23 protein-coding genes and 1 pseudogene are annotated in these 24,364 nt (G+C 62.5%); 8 read left to right on the forward strand and 16 right to left on the reverse strand.

The window, feature by feature from the left end:
• Nucleotides 1-132: pseudogene (locus INR99_RS17620) on the forward strand (IS481 family transposase); the annotation flags it as partial.
• 507 nt (nt 133-639) lie between these two features.
• Nucleotides 640-1,440 carry a DUF3800 domain-containing protein gene (locus INR99_RS16945; RefSeq protein WP_194117520.1) on the forward strand — a complete coding sequence of 267 codons (801 nt, stop codon included), beginning with the start codon at nt 640-642 and terminating at the stop codon, nt 1,438-1,440.
• 162 nt (nt 1,441-1,602) lie between these two features.
• On the opposite strand, the gene INR99_RS16950 is transcribed toward INR99_RS16945, so the two are convergent.
• On the reverse strand, nt 1,603-2,529 hold the full coding sequence (locus INR99_RS16950; protein ID WP_194117521.1) for a LysR family transcriptional regulator: 927 nt from the start codon (nt 2,527-2,529) through the stop codon (nt 1,603-1,605).
• A gap of 97 nt (nt 2,530-2,626) precedes the next feature.
• Between INR99_RS16950 and metE the strand changes: the two genes are divergently transcribed.
• Nucleotides 2,627-4,993: a 5-methyltetrahydropteroyltriglutamate--homocysteine S-methyltransferase gene (gene metE, locus INR99_RS16955; RefSeq protein ID WP_194117522.1), complete on the forward strand. Its 2,367-nt coding sequence runs from the start codon at nt 2,627-2,629 to the stop codon at nt 4,991-4,993.
• A 53-nt stretch (nt 4,994-5,046) separates the two neighbouring features.
• On the opposite strand, the gene INR99_RS16960 is transcribed toward metE, so the two are convergent.
• Nucleotides 5,047-5,520, reverse strand: coding sequence for an ecotin family protein (locus tag INR99_RS16960; RefSeq protein ID WP_194117523.1), 474 nt, complete (start codon nt 5,518-5,520; stop codon nt 5,047-5,049).
• Between the two features lie 174 nt (nt 5,521-5,694).
• Between INR99_RS16960 and INR99_RS16965 the strand changes: the two genes are divergently transcribed.
• Nucleotides 5,695-6,186, forward strand: a complete 492-nt coding sequence (locus INR99_RS16965; RefSeq protein WP_194117524.1) for a GAF domain-containing protein — start codon at nt 5,695-5,697, stop codon at nt 6,184-6,186.
• 63 nt (nt 6,187-6,249) lie between these two features.
• Here INR99_RS16965 and INR99_RS16970 read toward each other — a convergent pair whose 3' ends face one another.
• Nucleotides 6,250-7,422 carry an FAD-dependent monooxygenase gene (locus INR99_RS16970; RefSeq protein WP_194117525.1) on the reverse strand — a complete coding sequence of 391 codons (1,173 nt, stop codon included), beginning with the start codon at nt 7,420-7,422 and terminating at the stop codon, nt 6,250-6,252.
• Nucleotides 7,423-7,676: 254 nt separating this feature from the next.
• On the opposite strand from INR99_RS16970, the gene INR99_RS16975 reads away from it, so the two are divergent.
• On the forward strand, nt 7,677-8,093 hold the full coding sequence (locus INR99_RS16975; RefSeq protein WP_194117526.1) for a carbohydrate-binding protein: 417 nt from the start codon (nt 7,677-7,679) through the stop codon (nt 8,091-8,093).
• Between the two features lie 59 nt (nt 8,094-8,152).
• On the opposite strand, the gene pepP is transcribed toward INR99_RS16975, so the two are convergent.
• From pepP to INR99_RS17005, 6 genes are all read right to left on the reverse strand, one after another.
• Nucleotides 8,153-9,496, reverse strand: a complete 1,344-nt coding sequence (gene pepP / locus INR99_RS16980) for a Xaa-Pro aminopeptidase (RefSeq protein WP_194117527.1) — start codon at nt 9,494-9,496, stop codon at nt 8,153-8,155.
• Between the two features lie 82 nt (nt 9,497-9,578).
• Entirely contained in the window at nt 9,579-10,496 is a 918-nt protein-coding gene (locus INR99_RS16985; RefSeq protein WP_194117528.1) for a M48 family metalloprotease, read from the reverse strand.
• Entirely contained in the window at nt 10,493-11,041 is a 549-nt protein-coding gene (locus tag INR99_RS16990; RefSeq protein WP_194117529.1) for an SH3 domain-containing protein, read from the reverse strand. Before INR99_RS16990 ends, INR99_RS16985 begins: the two co-directional genes overlap by 4 nt.
• A complete protein-coding gene (locus INR99_RS16995) occupies nt 11,041-12,861 on the reverse strand; it encodes an adenylate/guanylate cyclase domain-containing protein (RefSeq protein ID WP_194117530.1) in 1,821 nt (606 codons plus the stop codon). Before INR99_RS16995 ends, INR99_RS16990 begins: the two co-directional genes overlap by 1 nt.
• A 126-nt stretch (nt 12,862-12,987) precedes the next feature.
• Nucleotides 12,988-13,716, reverse strand: coding sequence for a YebC/PmpR family DNA-binding transcriptional regulator (locus INR99_RS17000; RefSeq protein ID WP_194117531.1), 729 nt, complete (start codon nt 13,714-13,716; stop codon nt 12,988-12,990).
• Between the two features lie 86 nt (nt 13,717-13,802).
• Nucleotides 13,803-14,639 carry a hypothetical protein gene (locus INR99_RS17005; RefSeq protein WP_194117532.1) on the reverse strand — a complete coding sequence of 279 codons (837 nt, stop codon included), beginning with the start codon at nt 14,637-14,639 and terminating at the stop codon, nt 13,803-13,805.
• Nucleotides 14,640-14,698: 59 nt separating this feature from the next.
• Between INR99_RS17005 and INR99_RS17010 the strand changes: the two genes are divergently transcribed.
• Entirely contained in the window at nt 14,699-16,318 is a 1,620-nt protein-coding gene (locus INR99_RS17010; protein ID WP_194117533.1) for a methyl-accepting chemotaxis protein, read from the forward strand.
• Here INR99_RS17010 and ubiA read toward each other — a convergent pair whose 3' ends face one another.
• From ubiA to INR99_RS17025, 3 genes are all read right to left on the reverse strand, one after another.
• Complete coding sequence (gene ubiA / locus INR99_RS17015; RefSeq protein WP_194117534.1) at nt 16,319-17,188, reverse strand: 4-hydroxybenzoate octaprenyltransferase; 870 nt, start codon at nt 17,186-17,188, stop codon at nt 16,319-16,321.
• A gap of 95 nt (nt 17,189-17,283) precedes the next feature.
• Complete coding sequence (locus INR99_RS17020) at nt 17,284-18,777, reverse strand: DKNYY domain-containing protein (RefSeq protein ID WP_194117535.1); 1,494 nt, start codon at nt 18,775-18,777, stop codon at nt 17,284-17,286.
• 71 nt (nt 18,778-18,848) lie between these two features.
• Nucleotides 18,849-19,382 (reverse strand): chorismate--pyruvate lyase family protein, encoded by a 534-nt coding sequence (locus INR99_RS17025; protein WP_228098421.1) that lies wholly within the window; start codon nt 19,380-19,382, stop codon nt 18,849-18,851.
• A gap of 229 nt (nt 19,383-19,611) precedes the next feature.
• Between INR99_RS17025 and bioF the strand changes: the two genes are divergently transcribed.
• Both bioF and bioH read left to right on the forward strand, forming a co-directional pair.
• Nucleotides 19,612-20,766: an 8-amino-7-oxononanoate synthase gene (bioF, locus tag INR99_RS17030; protein WP_194117536.1), complete on the forward strand. Its 1,155-nt coding sequence runs from the start codon at nt 19,612-19,614 to the stop codon at nt 20,764-20,766.
• 78 nt (nt 20,767-20,844) lie between these two features.
• The gene (gene bioH / locus INR99_RS17035) at nt 20,845-21,612 is read left to right on the forward strand and encodes a pimeloyl-ACP methyl ester esterase BioH (RefSeq protein WP_028452803.1); all 768 of its coding nucleotides are present in this window, start codon (nt 20,845-20,847) and stop codon (nt 21,610-21,612) included.
• 101 nt (nt 21,613-21,713) lie between these two features.
• On the opposite strand, the gene INR99_RS17040 is transcribed toward bioH, so the two are convergent.
• The 4 genes from INR99_RS17040 to grxC form a co-directional block, all read right to left on the reverse strand.
• On the reverse strand, nt 21,714-22,706 hold the full coding sequence (locus INR99_RS17040; RefSeq protein WP_194117537.1) for an NAD(P)H-dependent glycerol-3-phosphate dehydrogenase: 993 nt from the start codon (nt 22,704-22,706) through the stop codon (nt 21,714-21,716).
• A 61-nt stretch (nt 22,707-22,767) separates the two neighbouring features.
• The gene (locus INR99_RS17045; RefSeq protein WP_194117538.1) at nt 22,768-23,220 is read right to left on the reverse strand and encodes an SH3 domain-containing protein; all 453 of its coding nucleotides are present in this window, start codon (nt 23,218-23,220) and stop codon (nt 22,768-22,770) included.
• Nucleotides 23,195-23,680 (reverse strand): protein-export chaperone SecB, encoded by a 486-nt coding sequence (secB, locus tag INR99_RS17050; RefSeq protein ID WP_194117539.1) that lies wholly within the window; start codon nt 23,678-23,680, stop codon nt 23,195-23,197. Before secB ends, INR99_RS17045 begins: the two co-directional genes overlap by 26 nt.
• 93 nt (nt 23,681-23,773) lie before the next feature.
• On the reverse strand, nt 23,774-24,034 hold the full coding sequence (grxC, locus tag INR99_RS17055; RefSeq protein WP_194117540.1) for a glutaredoxin 3: 261 nt from the start codon (nt 24,032-24,034) through the stop codon (nt 23,774-23,776).
• Between the last annotated feature and the right edge of the window lie 330 nt (nt 24,035-24,364).

Consider the following 24,364-nt stretch of genomic DNA (forward strand, 5'->3'; position numbering starts at 1 on the left):
CTCTATAACCAGCATTTGCCACAGCGGGCGCTACAGCACCAATCCCCCCTTCAAGCGATGAAGCATTGGCAGAAGCAAAGGCCCGAGTTATTCAAAAAGCGTGTAATCAATCGAGCGGGACTGGACATCTAGCTTGCCTCGGGCAGGCTATCTTGCACACCCCCTTGATGGGTACGATAATATGACAGCCCTGAAGTGGGGCACATTGTTGATGTGAATTCAACCATGCTTGCGCACATATGATTTAAGATCTTGTGCAGCTCTGCTTGAGTTATCGCTCAGCAGCGCCAGCCTGTAAGCAAGGCGATCCGTAGCAAGTACGGGTAAAATGCAAATTCGGGTGACCCGATTTGAAGTAGTGTGATGGTTGTAACCACCGCTACCTGTTCCTAAGAAGGACGCCTCGTCGCAACACCGAGGAAACCGCAGTTTTGCCAAGCAAACTGCTGCACTTATGGCTTGTGATGAGCATGGTGACAGCCCCTAAGAAGGGCACTCCACAACGCTTGCGTTGCATATTGGTGGAGTAATCGTGCAGTGCCTAATGGCCTGCGCAGGAAACGTTTGTTTTAACAACGTTTCTTCGCTCTGAAAAAGAGCGACTAGCTGCTTTCTAACGATTACTTTACGAGAACTAATATGCACATTTGCTACATCGACGAAGCTGGTTGCCCAGGCTATCTGCCAGTCAACAACTCTGAAATTCAACCCGTCCTTATCATTGCTGGCCTTGCTCTACCAAAAGAAGCCTTGGATTCGATTGGTCGACAATTTATCAAAATCAAGCAGCAGTATTTGTATGGCGAAACTAGACCGAATTCTCGTCATCAAGACGCGCTTAACGAACTAAAAGGTGCAGAGCTAAGGCGGGCAATTCGTGAAGGACGCAAGGCAGAAGCAGATAAAGCACATAAGCTCGCCCAGCAATTACTCGACACCTTGATCGCCCACGGCGCCGAACTGTATGGCCAAGTCATCATAAAAGTACCTGATGATAAGTTCAATGGTACCCAGTTATACTCAGACGCAATGATGCGGATCGCTAAAAATTATCACCAACTCCTCGACAAAGAGTTGAGTAATGGCTTGATTGTAGCTGATTTCAGGGAGCCAGAAATCAATGGCAGAGTCTCGCAGCCCATTTCTTTAGCCATGTGGGAGCAAAAAAACACCTTTCCAAGATTCGAGCTGCCGCCGACTTTTGGAAATAGCAATAGCCATGTAGGCCTGCAAATTGCTGACATTATTATCTCTACATTGCTGATGCCTCTTGCCCTTGCCAAGTTCAACGAACAAATACCAAATAGCAAGCACAAGAAAAATGATGATTTACAGAATTTTAAACGCTATCAGAAAAGGCTGAAAACGCTTTGTCGCAACGGCACAAGCCTTGTCGCCGTACAAAGCAATCAACCCGCCCTAGCGAAAAAATTTTTGTAAAATATGGCAGATACGGACCAGCACACCTCCGAGGTGTACTATACAAAAGCCTTGTAGGGCGAGTCTTGACCTGCGCTGATGGGGTGCTTCTTACAGTGCGGCGGATTACGCCCAAGGCTAACCCGCCCTGTGGCCTGGGTATATGTCTGTGGTCCTTTTAATTCAAGGGTTGAGAAGTGATACCTCAGGCAAATTCTCCGCGCTCACTTCCCGCATCAGCAGCAGGAAATCCTGCATATACGCCAGTTGCGCGTGTGCGGCGGGGATGGCGGCGTAGAGTTCGCTGCGCAGGCCCTGCTGCGTGACCGGCCGCGCGGTGACATAGCCCTTGTCCAGATAGCCTTGCACGCTCCAGCGCGGCAGGGCGGCGATGCCGCGCTTGCTGGCGACGAGCTGCAGCATGGCCACGGTCAGCTCGGTGGTGCGGCGCTTGGGGTTGATGCCGGCGGGTTTCAGCACTTTTCGCAGCAGGTCGAGCATTTCGTCCGGCACCGGGTAGGTGATCAGGGTCTCGTCGCGGAAATCCTCGGGGGCGAGCCATGCTTTGGCGGCCAGCGGGTGGTCGTTGGCAATGAGCGCGACCATGTCGTAGGCGAACAGCGGCTGGCAGTACAGCGCCGTGTCGTCCTCCGGCTCGCTGACGATGGCCAGGTCGGCGCGTTCTTCAAACAGCAGCTGCACCGGGTCGGCATGAAAGCCGGACACGATGTCGAGCTCGACCTCGGGCCAGTGCGCGCGAAAGCGGTCCATCGCCGGCATCAGCCAGTCAAAACAGGTGTGGCATTCCACCGCGATGCGCAGCGAGCCGGCCTCGCCCTCGCGCAGGCGCGCCAGATCGCGTTCACTGGCCGCCACCGCCGGCAGCACCATATTGGCTAGACCGAGCAGCTTTTCGCCGGCGGCGGTCAGCTTCAGCGGCGTGCTCTTGCGGTTCAAAAGTGGCAGGCCGTAATGCTCTTCGAGCTGGCGCAGCTGGTGCGAGAGTGCCGACTGGGTGAGAAACAGGCGCTCGGCGGCGCGGGTGAGGTTGCCGGTGGCGGCGATGGCCTGCAGCGTTTTCAGGTGGCGCAGTTCGAGGATGGATTGCATTGAGCGATACTCATCGTAATGCTGAAAATTATGAATTGGAATAATACGCGGCAGGCGCGGATGATGCAAAGCACATTCATCATTCGAGGTGTTAGCAATGAGCAATATTCATCAGTCAGCAGAGAAGGTCGCCGCCCACATTCTCGGCTTTCCGCGCATCGGCGCACGGCGCGAGCTGAAGTTCGCGCAGGAGCAGTTCTGGCGTGGTGAAATCGGCGAGGCCGAGCTGGTGACAGTCGGCAAGACACTGCGCCGCACGCACTGGCAATGGCAGCGCGAGGCCGGGCTGGATGTCGTGACGGTGGGCGACTTTGCCTGGTACGACCAGCTGCTGGGCGCGGCGGTGCTGCTAGGCAGTGTGCCGGCACGCTTCGGTTTTGACGCGAAAACGCTGACGCTGGCGCAGTATTTCGAGCTGGCGCGCGGCAATGCGGCGCAGCCGGCCATGGAAATGACCAAGTGGTTCGACACCAATTACCACTATCTGGTGCCGGAACTGGACGCGAAAACCACCTTCGACGGCGGTGTGGACTGGCTGTTCCACGAAGTTGAAGAGGCGCTCACGCAAGGCCATCAGGTCAAGGTCGTGCTGCCCGGCCCGCTGACCTTCCTGTGGCTTTCCAAGGCCAAGCAGGCGGGGTATGACAAGCTGGCCCTTCTGCCTGCTTTGCTTCAGGCCTATACCCGTGTGATTGATCGCCTGGCGGCGCTGAAGGTGCAGTGGCTGCAGCTCGATGAGCCGGCGCTGGCGCTGGATTTGCCGCAAGCCTGGCTCGACGCCTGCCAGCCGGCGTACGACGCACTGGCCGCGCGCGGCGTGTCGCTGCTGCTGGCGACCTATTTCGACGATGTGTCGGCGCATGCCGGCCTGATCAAGCGCCTGCCGGTGCAGGGCGTGCACCTCGATCTGGTGCGCGCACCGCAACAATTGCAGGCATTTGTCGATGGCTGGCACAGCGAGAAGGTGCTGTCGCTGGGCGTGATCAATGGCCGCAATGTGTGGGTGAGCGATCTGAACGCCATTCTGGCCACGCTGCGCCCACTGGCGGAGCGGCTGGGCGAGCGCCTGTGGCTGTCCGCCAGTTGCTCGCTGCTGCATGTGCCGGTGGACTTGGCGCAGGAAAGCAAACTGGATGGCGAGCTGCAGGCCTGGCTGGCATTTGCCAGGCAGAAACTTGCCGAGCTGAGTGTGCTCAAGGGCGCGCTCAACGGCGCCGATGTGCAAGCCGCGCTGGCGGCCAATGCGCAGGCCATCGCCAGCCGCAAGACCTCGCCGCGCATCCACAACCCTGCCGTTTCTGATCGTGTCGCGGCGCTGACGCTGGCCGATAGCCGCCGCCACAGCCCGTTTGCCGAACGCCAGGCCGCGCAGCGCGCGCGCTTCAATCTGCCGCTGCTGCCCACCACCACCATCGGCTCCTTCCCGCAGACCGCCGAAATCCGCGCCGCGCGGGCGGCGTTCAAGCGCGGTGAATTGTCTGCCGCCGCTTACGAGGCGGCGATGAAGGCCGAGATCGCGTTGGTGGTGCACAAGCAGGACGAGCTGGGCCTGGATGTGCCGGTGCACGGCGAAGCCGAGCGCAACGACATGGTCGAGTACTTCGGCGAGCAGCTGAGCGGCTACGCGTTTTCCGAATACGGCTGGGTGCAGAGCTATGGCAGCCGCTGCGTGAAGCCGCCGCTGCTGTTCGGCGACGTGGCGCGACCGCAGGCGATGACGGTGGCGTGGAGCCGGTATGCGCAGAGCCTCACCACCAAGCCGATGAAGGGCATGCTCACCGGCCCGGTGACCATCCTGCAGTGGTCTTTCGTGCGCGACGACCAGCCGCGCGAAACCACCTGCCTGCAGATCGCGCTGGCGATCCGTGACGAGGTCTGCGATCTGGAAAACGCCGGCATCGGCATCATCCAGATCGACGAGCCAGCCTTCCGTGAAGGCCTGCCGCTCAAGCGTGCCGAGTGGGCCGCGTATCTGGAATGGGCGGGCCGGGCCTTCCGCGTGTCAGCCAGCGGCGTGGCGGATGCGACGCAGATCCACACCCACATGTGCTATTCGGAATTCAACGACATCCTGCCGGCGATTGCCGCGATGGATGCCGATGTGATTACGATTGAAACCAGCCGCTCGGACATGGAATTGCTGGAAGCCTTTGGCGAGTTCCACTACCCGAACGAGATCGGTCCGGGCGTGTACGACATCCACAGCCCGCGCGTGCCGCCGGTGGCAGAGATGCTGCGGCTGATCGCCAAGGCGCTGGAAGTGATCCCGGCAGACCGCCTGTGGATCAACCCCGATTGCGGCCTGAAAACCCGCGGCTGGCCGGAAACGGAAAGCGCACTGGCAAACATGCTGGACGCCACCCGCCAGGCGAGAGCGGCATTGATTGAGGGGCGCAAGCTGGTGGTGGATGCTGCAGCGGCCACGCCGGTGGCGGCAGGGGCTTGCGCTTGCAGCGGGCATTAAAGGGGGAAAACAAAAACCGGCCAATCGGCCGGTTTTTGCTGTGGCAGACGAGTTTATTCCGCCTTGGCCGTTTGCGCTGCTTCCGGCGCCGTCCAGACCTTGTAGTGCAGCTCGGAACCCTTGGGGATGTAGACCACCAGCGGTAGCTTGGCGTTGTAGCGGATCAGCTGCTCGTTATAGACCGGAACGAATTTGTCGCTGGCCGCTTCCGGGCAGGCCATCAGGGTCGATGGGCCCGGCTGGATCTGGCCGACGGTCCAGTAGGTGTAGCCCCAGCCCTGTACCGTGACTTCGCTCAGCTTGGCGCGCAGGGAGCGGGTGTTGCAGTCGGCCTTCACCACCTTGCCGGGAATCAGCTGCACGCGGTACAGCTCGGGGTTCGACACTTCCGGCAGGCGGATGACCACACGCTCGTAGCCATCCTTGGCCGGCGGAAAGGCTTTGAGGTCATCCTTGGCGGCCAGTGCGTTGCCGGAAGCCAGTAGGCCCAGTGCGATCAGCGGAAGCAGGGTGCGGGTGGTGTGCATGGTGTTCTCCTTGTTGCTTGCGGGGGCGGTTTGCGACCCGTGATGGCAGCAGCATACGGGGTCCCGGTGCCGGCTGCCTAGCAACTAATCACGTTCTGCGGGTGAGCCGGTTCACGGGCTGTTCAGCTGCCCATGGGCTGCTAGAATGAAGCCGTATTGCCTTCGAGACCAGCCATGCAAGCCCCCTGCCTTCCTGACGATGAAGCCGAACGCATCGCCAATCTGCGTTCGCTGCTGATTCTGGACACCCCGCCGGAACAGCGTTTTGACAATCTCACCCGTGTCGCGGCCGGGTTTTTCCGGGTGCCGATTGCGGTGGTCAGTCTGGTGGATGCCGAGCGGCAATGGTTCAAGTCCACCTGCGGGCTGGACGCCCGCGAAACCGGACGGGATGTGTCCTTCTGCGGTCATGCCATTCTGGACAGCGGTGTGATGGTGGTCGAGGATGCCCGCAGCGATCCGCGCTTTGCCGATAATCCGCTGGTGACTGGCGGGCCGATGATCCGCTTTTATGCCGGGGCGCCGCTGAAGTCGTCGCAGGGCCACAATTTGGGGACTCTGTGCCTGATCAGCCCCGAGCCGCGGCAGATGGATGCCGTCGAAATCCAGATGCTGCAGGATCTGGCGCGGCTGGTGGTGGTCGAACTGGAGCGACCCGCAGAATAATTGCGGGGTATATTGCCTCGAATCATGTTTCTTTTGGGTGTTGCGGTAATGGGGTGCCGGGTATTAGCGTGCGCCGTACACCATTTGCCGGGCAAAGCTGCGCCGTGCCGGCGCGGTGGCATCCAGTGCCAACAGCCCCAGACTGCGGGCATGCTTCAGTAGCGGGCTGGGTGATTCGAACAGGGTGATCAGGCTGTCGGTGAAGTGGGTGACGACGCTGGCATCCCGGTTGCGCAGCTTGCGGTAGCGTGCCAGCTGGCCGGGTTCGCCAAGCTGCCCGGCCGGGCTGCCGGCCAGCAATTCCGCCAGGGTCAGCGCATCGCGCAGGCCGAGATTGAGCCCCTGGCCGGCTACCGGATGCAGCGTCTGCGCCGCATTGCCTACCAGCACCACGCGCTGGCCTACCACCGAATCCACTGTTTTCAGCGCCAGCGGCCAGCTGGCGCGAGCACCCAGCGCGACCAGTGGCGGGGCACGGTTGCCCAGCCTGGCGTTGATCTGTGCCAGAAAGTCCGCGTCCGCCAGTGCGAGCTTTTCGGCGGCCCCTGCCGGTGTCTGTGTCCACACCAGCATGTAATCGCGCCCGTCGGGCAGCAGTGCCAGCGGGCCGTCGTCGGCAAAGCGCTCGTAGGCGATGCCATCGTGCGGTGTGGCTGGCGTAACGACGGCCAGTACCGCAGATTGTTCATAGGATTTCACCCGCGGCGTGATGTCGCGCAAATCGCCCAGCAGTTTGCCGCCCTCGGCCAGAATCACCAGCCGGCAGGTCAGGGTGTGTTCGCCACGGGGTGTGGCGAGCGTGACTGCCGCATAGCCGGGCAGCTGGCGGATGCGGGTAACCGGTGTGCCCAGGCTGACGCTGGCCGCGCCATCCAGTAGCACGCGCTGCGCATGCCGTGCCAGTGCGGCATAGCGTACCGTGTAGCCCAGTTCCGGCAGATCGATTTCCCCCGCGTCCAGTGCGGTGCGCCCCATGGTGCCTGCCTGCGAGACATGCACCCGGCCGATCCGGGTAGGGGCCAGCGCCACGTGATCCCACAGACCGGTGCGCTCCAGCGCCTGCCGGCTGGCGTAGGAAAGTGCCAGTGCCCGCGGATCATCCGGCACGCTGAAGCGCGCTTCGGCCAGCAGCACCTGATGCCCGCAGCTGGCCAGTCGCTGGGCGATCAGGGCGCCAACCGGGCCGCCGCCGACGATCAGGATATCGGTATGTGCTGGAAGCTGTTTGCAGAGCATGGTCAGGTATATGGCTGAAGTTTGCGGTAGCAATAGCCTGCAGGCTAATACTGTTCTGTGTATCTAATACGGCCGCCTCATGGGTGCCGCACAGCCCTGATCTTGGCTGGCTGCCGCCAACTTGGCAAGTCTGCCGCAGGCTTGCCGCGCTGTGAACGTCGTCTCCCCGATGCGGGTGATGCCTTGTAAGCGTTCCGGGGCAATGGCATGCTGGCTGCCGTCGCCAATCAAATCCGGGCCGGGAGGCTGTTATCATGGGTCGAGCAAGCCGAGTATTGCTGTTGCTGCTGTTGGGAGGTGTCAGTGCGCTGGCGCTGGCCGCACAGCCCTGGCGCGAGGGTCGCCATTACAGCGCGGGCGAGCGTGTCAGCTATCACGGGCGTGATTATGTCGCCCGCCAGGGGCATGAGGCGGCCAAGGGGGCCAACTGGAACCCCGAAGCGGCGGCGAGCCTGTGGGAGCCTGTGCAGCAGAATCTGCGCCCCGAACCCGGCGGCAGCTGGCAGGAAGGCCGGCATTACCGCAAGGGGCAATTTGTGAGCTATCAGGGCCGGGTTTATCGCGCACTGCAGGATCACGAGGCTGTCAAAGGGGCCAACTGGAATCCGCGCCAGGCGCCCAGCCTGTGGGAGCCGGTGGACGACGGCAAGCAGCCGCGTCTGGGCAAGTGATCGCTTGCAAATAAAAGAGCCAGCCTTGCGGCTGGCCCCGGCGCGAGCTGCGCTTGCGCTTAGCGTTCGGCCATCAGCGCTTCGATGCCGGCCACATCCTTCGGGCAGGCCGCAGTCAGGTTTTCGTGGCCATCGGCGGTGATGATGAGGTCGTCCTCGATGCGGATGCCGATGTGCTCGAATTCCTTGGGCACATTCGCGGCCGGGCGGATGTAGAAACCCGGTTCGACAGTGAACACCATGCCCGGAGCCAGCGTGCGCCACTGGCCGTTCACCTGGTAATCCCCCACGTCATGCACATCCAGCCCCATCCAGTGGCCGGTGCGGTGCATGTAGAACTGCTTGTAACTGCCATTCTCGAGGATTTCATCTGCCGAGCCGGTGAGCAGCTTCAGCTCACGCATGCCGTCAATCAGAACCCGCGTGGCGGCGTCGTGCGGCATGTTCCAGGTGTTGCCGGGTTTGGCGGCATCGAAGGCCGCCTGCATCGCCGCCAGGGTGATCTCATACACGGCCTTTTGTGCCGGCGTGAAGGTGCCGTTCACCGGGAAGGTGCGGGTGATGTCACTGGCGTAGCCGTTGATTTCACAACCGGCATCGATCAGGACCAGCTCGCCATTCTGCATGCGGCGGTTGTTCTCGCCGTAATGCAGCACGCAGGCGTTCGGGCCGCTGGCGACAATCGACGAATACGCCGGGAAGCGGCTGCCCTGGCGGTAGTAGTCGTGCAGGATTTCGGCTTCCAGTTCGTATTCCATCTGGCCGGGTCGGGCGAAACGCATCGCACGCTGGTGTGCTGCAGCGTTGATGCGGCCGGCCGCGCGCAGGATGGCGAACTCGTGTTCGTCTTTTACCAGCCGCAGTTCATTGAGCACGGCGCGCAGCTCGTTCACGCGCGATGGCGCTTGCACACCAGTACGTACCAGGCTGCGTACCTTGTTCAGCCAGCCTGACAGACGCATATCCCAGCGGGTATCCGCGCCGAGCGCAAAGTGGATCGCTGGCTGGTTGCCCAGCAGCTGCGGCAGGCGTTCGTCCAGCTCGTCGATGGGGTAGGCGGCATCAAAGCCGAATGCCTCGCGCGCGGCGTCCGGGCCGTAGCGGTAGCCATCCCAGATTTCCCGCTCTTCGTCTTTTTCGCGGCAGAACAGGATGTTCTCGACACGATCAGCGCCGATCACCTGCACGAAGACGGCATCCGGCTCGGTAAACCCGGTCAGGTAGAAAAAGCCCGAATCAAAACGGAAGGGGTAGGTGCTATCGGCGTTGCGGGCGATTTCGCCGGTGGTCGGGATGATGGCGACACCGGGGCCCAGGCGTTCGGCCAGCTGCGCGCGGCGTGCCTTGTGGGCGGCAATGGGCTGGGCGGCCACGGGATGCGTGGCGGATAGGGGCTGAATCATGGCGGCTCCTTGAGCTAGAGCCAGACATTATAACGGCCACCCCTGGCGGGATGGCCGTGATTTATGCCGCTGGCAGCGTGACTTATTTGCTGCTCTTTTTCGCTGGTTTGGCCTGCCCGTTCTGCTGCGGCTTGCCCTTGATGGCCAGAAAGCGGCTGGTTTGCTCGACATTGCCGGCATAGCTGTCCAGCTTGTCACCAATCGAGGCTTCGATGACATCCTGGCGCGCGCGCGGATCGGCGTGCGTGTTGAACAGCGGCAGCCCGCCCGGGTTGCGGTTGAAGCCTTCCAGCATCTGCAGCACGGTGACCATGGCATATGGGTTGTAGCCGGCCCGGGCCAGCAGCACCATGCCGGTGACGTCGGCTTCGTACTCCAGATCCTTGTCCAGGCCGCGGGTGTACAGGCCTTCCATGCCCAGCCCCTTGAAGGCGTTGTTGCCCATCTTGGCCAGGTTTTCGTTCTTCTTGCCGCTTTGGGTCGACACGGCCAGATCGGTCAGGCTGCTGACGGCGTTTTTCTTGGCCTCGGCGCGCATGGCATCCAGGTGATGATGGCGCGTGACGTGCGTGATTTCGTGTCCCAGTACGGCGGCCAGCTCGGATTCGTTTTTCAGCCGGTCCCACAGACCCTTGGTAATGAAGATGACACCGCCAGGCATGGCAAAGCTGTTGACCGTCTCATCCTCGATCACGGCAAAGCGCCATTTGAAGTCCGGCTTGTCGGACTGGCTGGCAACCCATTCGCCGACCTGGTTCACGTAGCGCTGCAGCGCCGCATTTTTCACCAGCGGCTTGGCACCGAGCATGCGCGCCGCGATTTCGTCACCCAGCGCGGCCTCTTGCTCCGGTGTCCATTCGCGCGAAGCCTCGTTGGCGTTTTTGGCGACGTCCAGCGCCTTGTTGATGTTGTCGGTGGTCAGCAGCTTGCCCAGATCGAGCGCCGAAGCCGAGCCGATGCAGGCGAAACCGAGCAGCAGGGAGATCAGGGTCTGTTTCATGGGCGTCTCTGCGAGTTGGTCGGGGACGAAGTGCTGCTGCTGCCGGAACTGCGGGCACCACTGACGGCAATGGCCGGCACCTGATTGGCGCTAAGCTTGGCGCTGGCAGCCTGCTTGCTGGCTTCGGCAGTGCTCACACCAAGCTTGTTCAGTTGTTCCAGCTCGTTGTAATCCGGCTGGGCTCGGGTCAGCTCTTCCTCGCTGAGGCCCTTGACACCGGTCGAGACGGTCTTGCCCGAGGAGCCGGTGGTGACGACCTTGATGCCCTGGCTCAGTGCGCTGCCGGCATCGGTGCTGCCGCCTTCACTGAGGCGTACGCTCAGCATCTTGACCCAGCCTTCCTGTCCGCTGCTGCGCACGTTCATCCACGCGCCCTGACGGTTCAGAATGTCCACGGTGGCGCCGGTGGCCAACTTGCTGACGACGCTGGCATCGCTGAAGGGCTTTTGCCGCAATTCGGTCTCGCGGATGACGCTGCCGGATTCGGCCCAGGCCGCTCCGGCAAGCAAGGCGGGCAGCAAGGCCGCCATAAAGGGGATTCGCATCAGTGTTTCTCCCGGGGTTCAAACAGTTCGACCGGCTGTTCCCGGCCTTTGACATGGTGGCTGCCATGCGGAATGAATTCAAACTCATCTGCACAGGCGGCACGGGTGGCGTCCGATACCAGTACGCGTGAGACACCCTTGGTCAAGCCTTCGATTCTTGAGGCCAAGTTTACAGTGTCGCCAATCGTTGTGTAATTGGTTTGCGCCTCGGCGCCGATGAAGCCAACGACGGCACGGCCGGTGTGCAGGCCGATGCCGATGTCGAAATCGGCGCCCAGATCCGTTAGTTCGCTCTTGAAACGTTCCAGTTCCGCGGACATCTCGATGGCGGCGGCAACCGCGTTGCGAGCATGCCTGGGGTCGTCGACCGGGGCGCCCCAGAAGGCCATGATGGCGTCGCCGATGAATTTGTCGAGCGTGCCGCCGTGCTTGAAGATGATCTCCACCTGCTTCGAGAAATAGCGGTTGAGCAGGTTCACGATGTATTCGGGGCTGCGGGTTTCCGACAGCGTGGTGAATCCGCGGATGTCGGAGAACAGCACCGTGATCTCGCGGGAACCGGCTTCCTTCAGCTTGTGGATGTCGCCGGCATTCATCAGCTCGGCCACCACACGTTTGTCGATCACCCGGCCGAACATGGCGATGGCTTGCTCGCGCTGGGCTTTTTCGGCCAGGTAGGCGAGCAGTGCGGCCGACCAGAAATACCCCCATGCCCAGGCCACGGGGGCGGCGAGCGGCAGAAACAATCCCTTGCTGCGCAGCGATTGCCAGGCGGCAGCCCCCAGTAGCGCACTGATGCCGAGCAGGCCAGTGCCCAGCTTGAGCGTATTCACCTTGCATTGAAAACCGATGGCGAGCAGCCCCATCAACAGCGCGGCCAGCAGGGCAAAGCCTGCGCGTGGCGGGCTGCGCAGCCAGTCCTGTTGCTGCAAATTGTCGATGGCGCTGGCCAGAATGTCGACGCCGGGGTAGGAACTGTCCAGGGAGGTGGCCCGCAGATCCCATAGGCCTGGGGCGGCGGTGCCGATGATCACGATCTTGTTGCGGAATTCATCGGCAGGGCGCTGTTTCTTCTCGCGCTGAGCGTCCAGATACACGTCGGCATAGGAAATGTGCTCGCGTCCGGAATGCCAGTTGAGCCGGATGCGATCCGTGTCTTCGGGGAGCTTCCAGCCGAATTCACTCGCCAGTGCGGCTGGCAGCGAGGGAATGCGCCAGCCCTCGAAGTCGCGGTACAGGAAGTAATGCCGGCCGATGCCGTCGGCATCCGCGGCAAAGTTGATCAGGCCGCCGCGCTGGAACTGCGGCGCGACAATATTGGGCAGCAGTAGCGGTGGGCGGGCCTGCGGATTGGCTGCAGGTAGCTGGCGGATGTTCAGCGTTTTGGGCATTTCACCCGCCGTGAGGCTGCTGCTGCCATCGTTGAGCAGCATGGTCGGAAAGCGCACGACCGGGATTTGGGCGACCGTTTCGCGGAACAGCTGATCCGCATCGGGACGATCCACGTCGAGCTCGTTGAACAGGATGTCGAAGACGATGGCACGCGGCTGCTGCGCGGCAATCCCGGCGATCAGTTCGGCGTGGGTCGAACGCGGCCACGGCCATTTGCCGGCCTCGGCATTCATCTGTTCCAGGCTTTTCTGGTCGATATCGATGACCACGATGTCGCTGGCGGCCGGATGGCGCGGGGCATGTCCGCGCAACAGGGCATCACCGGCGCGCTCGTCGACGATGCGGGTAAAGTTGAAATGTCCGTAGTCCGCGGCCAGCAAGGCCAGCAGCACCAGCAGCAGGGTCAGGTAGGAAAAGCGGCGCAGCATGGCCAATTCCAAGGAGAATATGCAGAGTTATATCTTACTTCGCTGAATCCTGCCTGAACCAGCACCATGCAGTCATGAAAACAACAAAGCCTGCGCGAAGGCAGGCTTTGTCGGGAGCTGGGACGCTTACTCTTCGTCCATCACGGCGGTGGTATACACCTCCTGCACGTCGTCGAGGCTTTCCAGCGCATCCAGCAGCTTCTGCATTTTCGCGACATCGTCGCCAGTGACTTCGGTTTCGCTTTGCGGTTTCATGGTGACTTCGCCCATCTCGGCTTTGAAGCCGGCGGCTTCCAGCGCTTCCTTGATGGTCACGAACTCATACGGCGGGGTGATGACTTCGATCGAGCCGTCGTCATTGGTCACCACGTCATCGGCGCCGGCTTCCAGCGCGGCGTCCATCAGCGCATCTTCGTTGGTACCCGGTGCAAAAATCAGATAGCCGCAGTGCTTGAACTGGAAGCTCACGCAACCATCGGTACCCATATTGCCGCCATATTTGGCAAAAGCATGGCGTACGTCAGCGACGGTGCGGGTGCGGTTGTCAGTCAGACAATCGACCATGATGGCAGTGCCGCCGATGCCGTAGCCCTCGTAGCGGGTTTCGATGTAATCGACGCCATCGAGCTGGCCGGTGCCGCGCTTGATGGCGTTTTCGATATTGTCCTTCGGCATCGATTCGGCCTTGGCCTTGTCGATGGCCAGACGCAGGCGCGGGTTCATGCCCGGATCGCCGCCGCCATTCTTGGCGGCAACGGTAATTTCCTTGATCAGACGCGTGAAGATCTGGCCGCGTTTGGCATCCTGGCGACCTTTACGGTGCTGGATGTTGGCCCATTTCGAGTGACCTGCCATGGTGATGTCCTGAAAAATCAGCAAAAAATCAGCCCGGGATTCTAGCACGCCGCGCCGCAGGCAGCAGCATGCGTGCTTGCTGCTGATCAAATCCAGCGAGCAAGCGCCGCGAGCGCGCCGGCGCCTGCCCAACTGCCCAGTACCAGCAGTAAAGGGCCGCGCGCTGGCCGCAACAGGCTCAAGAGGGCGACCAGCACGAGGGCGCTGAGGAGGTAGTTGACGGGTATGTGTGTATAGCCATTTATTTTTGAAGTAATCAGCGTGATACCTGGCCATGTAACCAGCATGGTGCGCCAGCGCAGCCAGCGCCCGTGCATCGGTGGCGCCACCAGCTCTGGCAGCGCGGCCACCAGCAGCGGCAGCGCCTGCTCGGGCTGGCTGCGCAAAAGAGCGACCAGTCTGGGCGCCGAGCTGGGGGCGCAACCGCGCGCAAGCAGCATGCCAGTGAGCCCGAGGCTCGCTTCGGCGCCGGGCAAGGCTTCTTCGGCCGGGAACTCTGCTGCAGCGTGCGGGGCTCGCCAGCTCCGCCAGGCGGCCAGCAGCAAGGCGCCGATGCAGACCAGCCACAACGCAAACTGGACGCTGGCCGGTTGCCAGCCGAAGCCGGCTGCGATGGCGAGTACACATCCAATACCCAGCAGGGTGTCTGTCAGTACTGATTTCCAGCGTTCGATTCTGGATTGATACCCCGCCTGATAGAGGGCTAGGCAGGGCGTGCCGAGCTGCTGCAACAGGGGTAGTAGCCGGCTGGGGCCGAGCAGGCGCAGCACCAGCAGCAGGCGGCGTACCCGCGGGGTCGCCTGGGCAGGGGGCTGCGCGTTGGCCAGCTCCAGCCAGAACCACTGCCGTGCGCCGCCGGATTCCTGGTCGGATAGGCCGGTGAGCAATGCAGCCAGTTCGGCAGGCTTGAGGGGCATTTTCATGATGCGGCTTGGTGAAAGGTTCTATAAAGAATCTTGTATCGCAAACCGGAGTGTCCCGCATGTTGCGTCTTTTGACCATCCGTTTCCGTCTGGCACTGTTGGCAGGGCTGGCGGTGGTGTTTGTGGTGATCAGTGGTTTGGCCGGGCTGTATGGCAAGCAGCTGCTGTCAGATCGGCTGGATCAGGCCGCCGTCAATCTTGCCGCCATCCGTAACCAGGGGGCTGCCGACATGATGCACGATGCCATCCGGGGCGATGTGCTGGCCATGTATCGGGCCGTGATGACCGGAGGCAAGCCGGATGAGATCGCCGCCATCCGCAAGGATTTCGCCGAGCATGCCAAAGAGCTGGATAGCCGGGTTGCGGCCAACGATGCCCTGCCGCTATCGCCACAGGAGCGTGCAGCGCTGGCCGAGCTCAAGCCCGCGCTGCAGCAATACCGCCGGGAAGCGGAGCACACGCTGCAGCTGTTTGTCGAAGGCAAGCACGATGATGCCGTGTTTGCCGCCTTCAACACCAGCTTTGGCAAGCTGGAGCAGGGGATGGAAGTGTTCTCCGACCTGCTCGAGCAGCAGGCGGCAGCGGCGCGGGAGGCCACGGCTCAGACCGTTGCGCGTACCCAGCTGCTGCTGCAGCTGATGCTTTGGGGTGGTTCGGCGCTGATTCTGCTGCTGGGCTGGCTGCTCGCCAGCAGCATTGCCAGGCCGCTTGATGCGATGCGCGAATTCATGCGCACCCTGGGCACGGATCTGGGACGGCGGATCAGCGAAGACGGGCGCGATGAAATTACCGTGATCGCCCGGTCCATCAATACCATGCTGCGTGATCTGGGCTTGCTGGTTGACGCCGTGCGGGGCTCCGTGGCCGAGCTTGAGCACACCGCGCAGGGCCTGGCTGGCGACACCCAGGCGCTGCGGGCCAGAGCCGGCAATTCATCGCAGCTGGTTGGGCAGACGGCAGCGCAGGCCGAACAGATTGCCGAGGCGGCAGATGAAGTCGGTGTGCATGTGCAGCAGTCCGATCAGGCCATCCGCGAGGCTGCGACGCTGGCCGGGCAATCGGCCACGCGCATGGAGCAGGTGGTCGAGCGCAATACCCGCCTGAGTGAAACCACCGGCGAAGCAGCCGAGCAGATCCAGACGCTGGCCGATAATGCCCGCGAAATCGATTCGCTCACGCAGGTGATTCGCGAGATTGCCGAGCAGACCAATCTGCTGGCCCTTAACGCGGCCATCGAGGCGGCGCGTGCCGGCGAGACTGGCCGAGGCTTCGCCGTGGTTGCCGATGAGGTGCGCAAGCTGGCCGAGCGTACGGCGGCCAGCACCAGCAGCATTACCCGCATGACCGAGGGCATTCGCACGGCGACGGAGTCGGCGGTGCAAAGCATCAGCCGGGTGCGCGAGCAGGTTGCCGATAGTGCCGGGGAATTGTGCGCGGCACGCGATGCGCAGCAGGACATTCTGGGGCGTGCCCGCGAGCTGCAGCAGCAGTCGCAGGAGATCGCCGAGGCATCGTCCGAGCAGGGCGGATCGGTGCAGCAGGTGGCTGCCGCCATGAATCAGGTCAGCGCAACGATTGCGACCAATCTGGGCGCCTTCGAGCGGCTGGAGCAAATGGCTGGCCGTCTGCAGACGCTTTCAGCGACGCTGGCTCAGCGCATCGGCAGCTACCGGACCTGATCAGCGCAGCAGGTGGTCTGCCAGCAAGCCGGCAAACTGCAGTGCGCCGATGCGGTTGTTGGCAAGAAAAGCGGCAAAGCACGCCATGCGCTCTCGGCCGCGGATGCGGCGGTACTGGTCGGCAATCAGCACGAGGCAGCCAGCCAGCGCCGCGTACAGCGGCCAGCCCAGCCCCTCGGTGAGCGCGATGCCCAGCCAGATCGCCATGAACCCCGCATAGCACAGCAGGATCGCGGCAATGTCGTAGCGGCCAAAGGTAATCGCCGAGGTGCGGATGCCGATTTTCAGGTCATCCTCGCGGTCGACCATCGCGTATTCGGTGTCATACGCTACCGTCCACAGCAGATTGGCCGCCACCAGCCACCAGGCCAGCGCCGGCACGCTGCCGGTCTGCGCAGCAAAGGCCATCGGAATGCCGAAGCTGAACGCCAGCCCCAGATACGCCTGCGGAATCGCCAGAAAGCGCTTGGTAAACGGATAGCTGCCCGCCAGAAATACCGCCGGCAGCGACAGCAGCTTGGTCAGTGTATTGAGCGGCAGCACCAGCAAAAAGGCCGCCAGCGCCAAGCCCGCCGCCAGCAGCAACGCTTCTTTCGGCGTCACTTCGCCAGCCGCCAGCGGGCGCGCCCTGGTGCGCTCGACATGGCCGTCGAAATCGCGGTCGGCGTAATCATTGATCACGCAGCCGGCCGAGCGCATCAGAAAGGTGCCGGCCACAAACACCAGCAGAATGAAGGGATCCGGCTTGCCGGCGCTAGCCAGCCACAGCCCCCACAGCGTCGGCCACAAGAGCAGTAGCGTACCGATGGGCTTGTCGATGCGCATCAGGCGGGCGTAACTGGATAGTCGGGCGGAAAGCGGGGTGGCCATGCGGCAAATCAGTGGGCAGAGAAAACCGCGCCACTGTGCGCGCCCGGATGCCGGTCGTCAAGGGCAGGCAGCCCCCTGATTCAATCGGTTTAATTTCACGGCTCTGTACTGGCTGGTGCTGGCAGTTCGGATTCCGGGCATTCACGCAGGCCAGTTTCGCAGATGGCATAACAGCGGTGGCGGTCGCGGGCATGCGTGCTGCCGATGAACGTCAGCGAGGGTAGATGAATGCGTCGTGTGCTGACCGGGCGGCGGTCGTAATAGAGCTTGTCGCCGGCAATCAGAAATTCCGGGTGCGGCGAGCGTAGTTCGCTGTGCGGCGCATCAACCTGCAGCGGCTTGCCACGACTGAACAGGCGTTGCCTGTCCCAGGCATAGTGTCCGGCCTGCTGGAAGCTGGCCGCATCGATGCCTTGCTTGGCAACCCCGGCGTAATAGAAATGCCGGGCATCACGCGCCCAGCCTGCCTGCAGCACGTGAAAGCTGTTCGCGTCGGCCTTGCCCAGTTTGATGGCGGTGCTGTAGCCGGTTTCGAGCAGAAAGATGTGCTGGCCATCGGTAAAGTAGCCGCTGCCCAGCTCACGGATTGAGCTGATTGATGCCTGACTTACCGGCTCCAGCGTGACATAGGCTTGCCCGTCGTCCGGCAACCAGTAATGGGGTTGCCAACAGCCGTGCCGGTCGCCAAGCAGATCCACGCGGCAAGATGTTCCCCAGCAGCTCGCCAGCGAGATGATGGCAAAGCTGTCTGCATCCAGCCCTTGCAGCGCAATGCCCTGATAGCGAGGCTGATGGCTGGCCGTGGTTGTCTGGTTCCGGTGCCACCAGTAATCCGTCAGCTCGGGGTGGCAGGCAAAAAACGCATTCCACTGCGCCTGCACTTGCGGGTCGGCGGCGAGCTGTCGCTGCCCGCCAGCGAAGGGGGCGTCGCGATCACAGGCCCAGAGCCGTGGTCCGCCATCGCCGCAATCCTGCAAGATGGCAACGAAACTGGCTGCGTCGGCATCAACCGGCTTGCCGCGATAAAACACCCGTTCGCCATCGCTGGCGTACAGGCAGGGGAGCAGGCGAAAGCGGTCGGCATTGGCGTTTTTGAGTATGCTGCCGCACACGTAGACTGCGGAGCCGTCGGTGGCGAACATGCCGCTGTCGTTGAGGTAGGAATCACAGAGCTCTGTGACATTGCCGTGTGCATCCAGCAGCGGGTGCTTGTCGGGCAAGGTGATGAAGGATTCCGCTGAGCGCGTGCGGATGGTTTTGCCGGTGATGTAATAGGCATGCCGTGCATCGCGCGCGTAGCGCTGATTCAGCACCGTGAAGCTGGCCGGGTCGGCCTCGGGAATGGCGTAGTAGTACTCGTAGGCCATTGCGCTGCCCTGCTGCGCCTGTGCGTAGATGCACAGGCCATCGCTGAACCAGCGCAATGGGCCGTCAGCTTCGATGGGAATCAGCACATGGAAATGTTCCGGGGCCTGAATGGGGAGCGGGCTGCCGTCCTTCTGCCATAGCGGCCGCGGCGGGGCGAAGCACAGATCGATAATCTGCCCGTCGCGATACGCCAGTCGTTCCGTGATCATGCCGCTGCTCATGGCCTTCCTGCCGAGTGTCTGTAGTGCGCCGCAGCATGAGGCGAAGCCGGGCTGGCGGCAAGTGAGCAGGCTTACTTGCTCCTGATGGCTGGCAAAAATACTTCGGTCACCAGCAGCACATCGCGCCCGGCATGGAACAGCGAGCGTCGTGCCCACAGCCGTGGCGGCAGCGAGCCGGTGGCGGCGCGGGCGCTCTGGTAGAGCGGATGGCGGGCGTCGATGCAGCGCCAGGCCAGTGGCGAGCGGCGGATGGTCGGGTCGGCGAACAGCAGTGCGCCAAGCGGGCGGCTGCCGGTGCGCCCCAGCAGGTGAAAGCCGCGTGCCAGCGCGCTGCGGGCAGTGATGCTGTGCGCGTACACCAGCGGTGTGCCGTGGCTGGCGAGGATGACCTCGCGCACGGCGACGTGCGTGCTGCCGCGCGGTAATTGCATGATGGTGATTTCGTCGCCATGCGGCTGATCCCAGCCCTGTCGCAGCACGGCAACCCTGATCTCCGGAAAGTGCGCCATCAGCCGGGCAGTGAGCGAGCCGCGCGCGGCCAGCCACGGGCGCAAGTCGCGCGGGGCAAGGGCGAGCAGGTGGCGCCAGAGGCGGGGGCTGTTCATGCTGGGTTTCTCGGCAGGCAAGGCGGGCGATTATGCCACAGGCGCAAAGGCTGGCCGTATTGCCGAAAACCTGTCTGATGGGTATGCGGCTATGGCCATTTAAAGCATTAAGTCCTGTGGCTATAGCATGAAGGGTATGTTGTCGCGCGCGGCCTACCAGGGACTGGGCTAGAATGCCGGCTTGTTCTTGATGAGCTGCAGTCCGATGAATCAAGCTGACCATAGCGCTATGCCCGCCATGTTTGCCGAATTGTCGGCCGCGCTGCGGCAACGCGACGAAGCCGGCCTGCTGCGCCGCCGTCGCGAGCTGGCCACGCCGCAGGGCGCGCTGGTCGAGGTGGACGGGCAGCCGCTGGTCAATTTCTGCAGCAATGATTATCTGGGGCTGGCCGCGCATCCGGCGCTGATCGCCGCCGCACAGGACGGTGCGGCGCGCTGGGGTGTGGGTTCGGGCGCCTCGCATCTGGTTTCCGGCCATTTCACGGTGCATGAGCAATTCGAGCAGGCCTTTGCCGCCCTGGTCGGTCGGCCGGCGGCGCTGTCGTTTGCCACCGGCTATCTGGCGAATCTGGCGGTGGTGACGGCGCTGGTCGGGCGCGATGACGCGGTGTTTGCCGACAAGCTCAATCATGCCTCATTGAATGATGCGGTGCTGCTGTCGCGAGCCGAATTCAAGCGCTTTGCGCACAACGACGTCGCGCAGCTGGAGCGCCTGCTGGCCGAGTCAACGGCGCGGCGCAAGCTGATCGTGGTTGATGCCGTGTTCAGCATGGATGGCGACATTGCGCCGCTGGCCGACATGCTGGCGCTGGCCGAGCGTTACGATGCGCTGTTGTATGTCGACGATGCGCATGGCTTTGGCGTGCTGGGCGACGGGCGCGGCACGCTGGCAGAGCTGGGGCTGGCATCACCACGGCTGATCCAGCTCGCCACGCTGGGCAAGGCGGCCGGGCTGGGGGGGGCGATGGTTGCGGCCGAGCCGGTGCTGATCGACTGGCTGGTGAATGCGGCGCGGCCGTATATCTATACCACCGCCGCGCCACCACTGTTGGCGCAGGCCGGGCTCGCGAGCCTGCGGCTGATTACCGAGGGCGCCGGGCTGCGGGGCACGCTGCGTCGCCATGTGGCGGCCTTTCGTGGTGCGATGCAGGCGTGTGGCGCGCAATTGCTCGACTCGGCGACACCTATCCAGCCTATCCTTGTTCAGGACAATCAGCACGCGCTGGCGCTATCCGATGCACTGCGCGAGCGCGGTTACTGGGTGGCGGCGATCCGCCCGCCGACGGTGCCGACACCGCGCCTGCGCGTGTGCTTCTCGGCCGCGCACAGTGATGAGCAGGTTGCCGGCTTGTGTGCGACGCTGCAGGAATTGTTACGCGCCTGACGGGTATTGCCCGGTAGACTTTTCCGATCAATGGTTACAGGCTCATCCGTGCTTGGGTATGGGGAGCAGGATAAGGCAATGTCTGTGTATTTCGAATCGCTGGGGCGTGGCCCCGATCTGGTGCTGCTGCACGGCTGGGCCATGAACGGCACGGTGTGGCAGCCGGTGGCCGAACAGCTGGCCGAAGATTACTGCGTGCACGTGGTGGATTTGCCCGGGCACGGCAAATCGCCGGCAACCGGCCCGCTGACACTGGATGACATGGTGGCGGCGGTCGATGCGGCTTTTCCCTGGCCGGTGCATGTGGTGGGCTGGTCGCTGGGTGGTGCGGTCGGCACGCGCTGGGCGCTGGCGCAGCCGGACAAAATTCGCAGCCTGACGCTGGTGGCTTCAAGCCCCTGCTTCATGCAGCGCGCGGACTGGCCGCATGCGATGGCCGAAGCCACGCTCGGGCAGTTCGCCGAAAGCCTTGCAGCCGACTGGCGCGGCACGCTCAAGCGCTTTATCAGTCTGCAGGCCATGGGCGACGCGCAGGCGCGTGCGGTGACGCGCACGCTGGCCGATGATCTGTTCCTGCATGGCGAGCCGGCGCTCGGCGCACTGGCCGAGGGCCTGGATATCCTGCGCGATACCGATCTGCGCACGGAGATGGCGCGCCTCGTCCTGCCGGTGCTGCTGCAATATGGTGACAAAGATACGCTGACGCCCGTGGCGGCAGCACATTGGCTGGCCGATGCCTTGCCGCTGGCACAGTGCCATATTCATGCCGGTGCCGCGCACGCACCGTTCCTGTCCCACCGGGACGAATTCATCGCCGTGCAGAAGGCGTTTCTGGCCGGCGCCTGATTGGCCCCCACAAACAAACAGGCTGGATGAAGCAGTCTGTTTGGGTATATGCCGCTAGCCTTTGCAGTTGCACGGCTGTGGACGTATGGGTGGTCGGGTAATTAGTGGGCGTTTTCCATCTTCGGCGCGCGTCCCATCAGCTCGCCGATGATGGCCTGCACCGGCTGGTTCTCGAACAGCATCTGGCACACGGCGCGGGTGATCGGCATTTCGATACCCATGGCGTCGGCCTGGCGCAGCACTTCCTTGGCCGTCGGTACGCCTTCGGCGACGTGCCCGAGGTGGACGAGGATGTCGTTGAGGCTCTTGCCTTCGGCCAGCAGCAGTCCGACACGACGGTTGCGCGACAGATCGCCGGTGGCGGTCAGCATCAGGTCGCCAATGCCGGCCAATCCCATGAAGGTTTCGGCGCGCGCACCAAGCGCCACACCAAAGCGCGCCATCTCGGCCAGACCACGGGTCAGCAGCGCGGCGCGGGCATTCAGGCCCAGATCCAGTCCGTCGCACACCCCGGCGGCAATCGCCAGCACGTTTTTCACGGCCGCACCGATTTCCACGCCGACCAGATCGGCGCTGGCATACAGGCGCAGCACATTGGTGTTGAGTTCTTCAACGACCAGCCGCGCAAACGCCGCATCGCTGGCCGCAATGGTGACGGCGGCAGGTTTGCCAGCGGCAACTTCCTGCGCGAAGCTCGGGCCGGAGAGCATGCCGCGGGCGATCGTCGGGTCGAGTTCTTCTTCGGCGACCTGATGCGGTAGCTGCATGGTGCCGGCTTCAAGCCCCTTACAGGCCCACAATACCGGGGCCTTGTTGCCGAGTTTGGCCAGCTGCTGCAGGGTCGGGCGCAGGCCGGCCAGTGGCGTGACGATGAGGATGAGTGCGACGTCACGGATGGCCGTTGCCAGCTCGCTTTCAACCTGCAGCGATGCGGGGAAAGCCAGTCCGGGCAGAAAGCGTTTGTTTTCGCGGTCCGCACGCATGGCGTCCACTTCGCTCTGTTCGCGGGACCAGAGTCTGATCTGGTGACGGTCGGCAAACCGGATGGCCAGGGCGGTGCCCCATGCGCCGGCGCCAAGCACGGCGATCTGCATATTGCATTCCTTTCAGTTCAACAAAAAAGCCCGCAGGATCGCCGCGGGCTAATTGCCGGGGTTACACGCCCCAGACATCTTCAATCCGGATAAAGCCGGTTGCACCATCACGGTGACGCACTTTCAGCCAGCCATTGCGGGTGTTTTCCTGCAATTCCAGCAGCAGGTTTTTCTCGCCCTTGAACAGGATGGATGCCTTGTCCTGCGGAGCGGCAAACACGGTGCTGTTGCGAACCAGCTGTACCATGCGCTGCTGGCCAAGGTCGTTGGCCTTCATCCACGCCAGCGTGCCACTGCTGTCGCGTACGCGCAGCCAGTTACCTTGCTCGGAGAGGATTTCCAGCGGCATCCCGCGGCTCACGACAAACAGCTTCTTGCTGTTGTCGGCAGGGGCTTCGTACCAGATTGCGTCGCTGCGGGTGACGGAGCGGAATTCCAGCGACTGGGCAAGACCGCTGGCTGCCAGCAGGCAGCCAGCCAGGCCCAGCTTAGTGAGTGGTTTCAGCAGCTTCATTGCTGGCAGCGGCAGCTTGCTGGGCGCGCTGTTGCAGGAAGATGGCTTCGAAGTTGATCGGCTGCAGCAGCAGCGGCGGGAAGCCGGCGCGGGTAGTCAGATCGGACACGGCTTCGCGCAGGTACGGGAACAGAATGCTCGGGCAACCGATGCCCAGAACCGGTTCGAGTTCGCTTTCCGGAATGTTCTCGATGTTGAACAGGCCAGCCTGGGTTACTTCTACCAGGAACAGGGTGCGTTCACCAACCGTAGCCTTGGCGGTAACGGTGAGACTGGCCTCGAAGAAGCCGTTGTCAAAGCTGCGCGCCTGATTGCGGAACTGGATATTGAAGTCCGGCTGTTCCTGCTCGACGAACGCACCCGGTGCATTCGGGGATTCCAGGGAAACGTCGGTGACGTAAATCTTCTGCAGTGCGAACACCGGCTGGTTGTTTGCCTGGGCTTGGGCTTGTTCGGACATGTTCGAATCCTTCCTGTTTTATAGATATGAGCCGGCGATCACCAAGACCCGCCGTTCTGTGCGGGCAATCATCGCATGTTTGCAGGCGGCGGGCTAGTTGCCACCGGTCAGTAGTGGCTCCAGCTTCCCGGCTCGATCAAGTGCCGACAAATCGTCAAAACCGCCAACATGGTAATCATCGATAAAGATCTGCGGTACGGTGCGGCGCTGGCTGCGCGCCATCATGATCTCGCGTTGTGCGGGATCCAGATCGACGCGGATTTTTTCGATGCTAACCCCTTTGCTCGCGAGCAGGCGCTCGGCCATGACACAGTAGGGACAGACGCCGGTGGAATACATGATGACTTTGGGCATGGCTGGTTATCTCCTCGTGCGCGGACATTTGGATGTGGATTTTGCGCACAAATATATAGGGGAGAAATGGGGGCTGTGTGCCGGGACTCAAGAGGCGAATGCAGGCTCCTCGGATTGAGTGGGTTCTGGCGTGTTGAAAAACAAAGACTTATCGACTTGCTGCGCAAAATTGTCGGACGGGGTGTTGACGCTTCGAGGGTTGAGTCGTATAGTTCGGCCTCTCTGCTGCTGACGCAGCGAAACAAACGAAGCGAAACGACGAGTTTAGCGAGTTTGGCGGCGTCAGGGCAACGATCTTTAACAAATTACAGCCGATGAGTGTGAGTGCTT

The sequence above is a fragment of the Chitinilyticum piscinae genome (genome assembly GCF_015223195.1).
GTDB lineage: Bacteria > Pseudomonadota > Gammaproteobacteria > Burkholderiales > Chitinibacteraceae > Chitinilyticum > Chitinilyticum piscinae.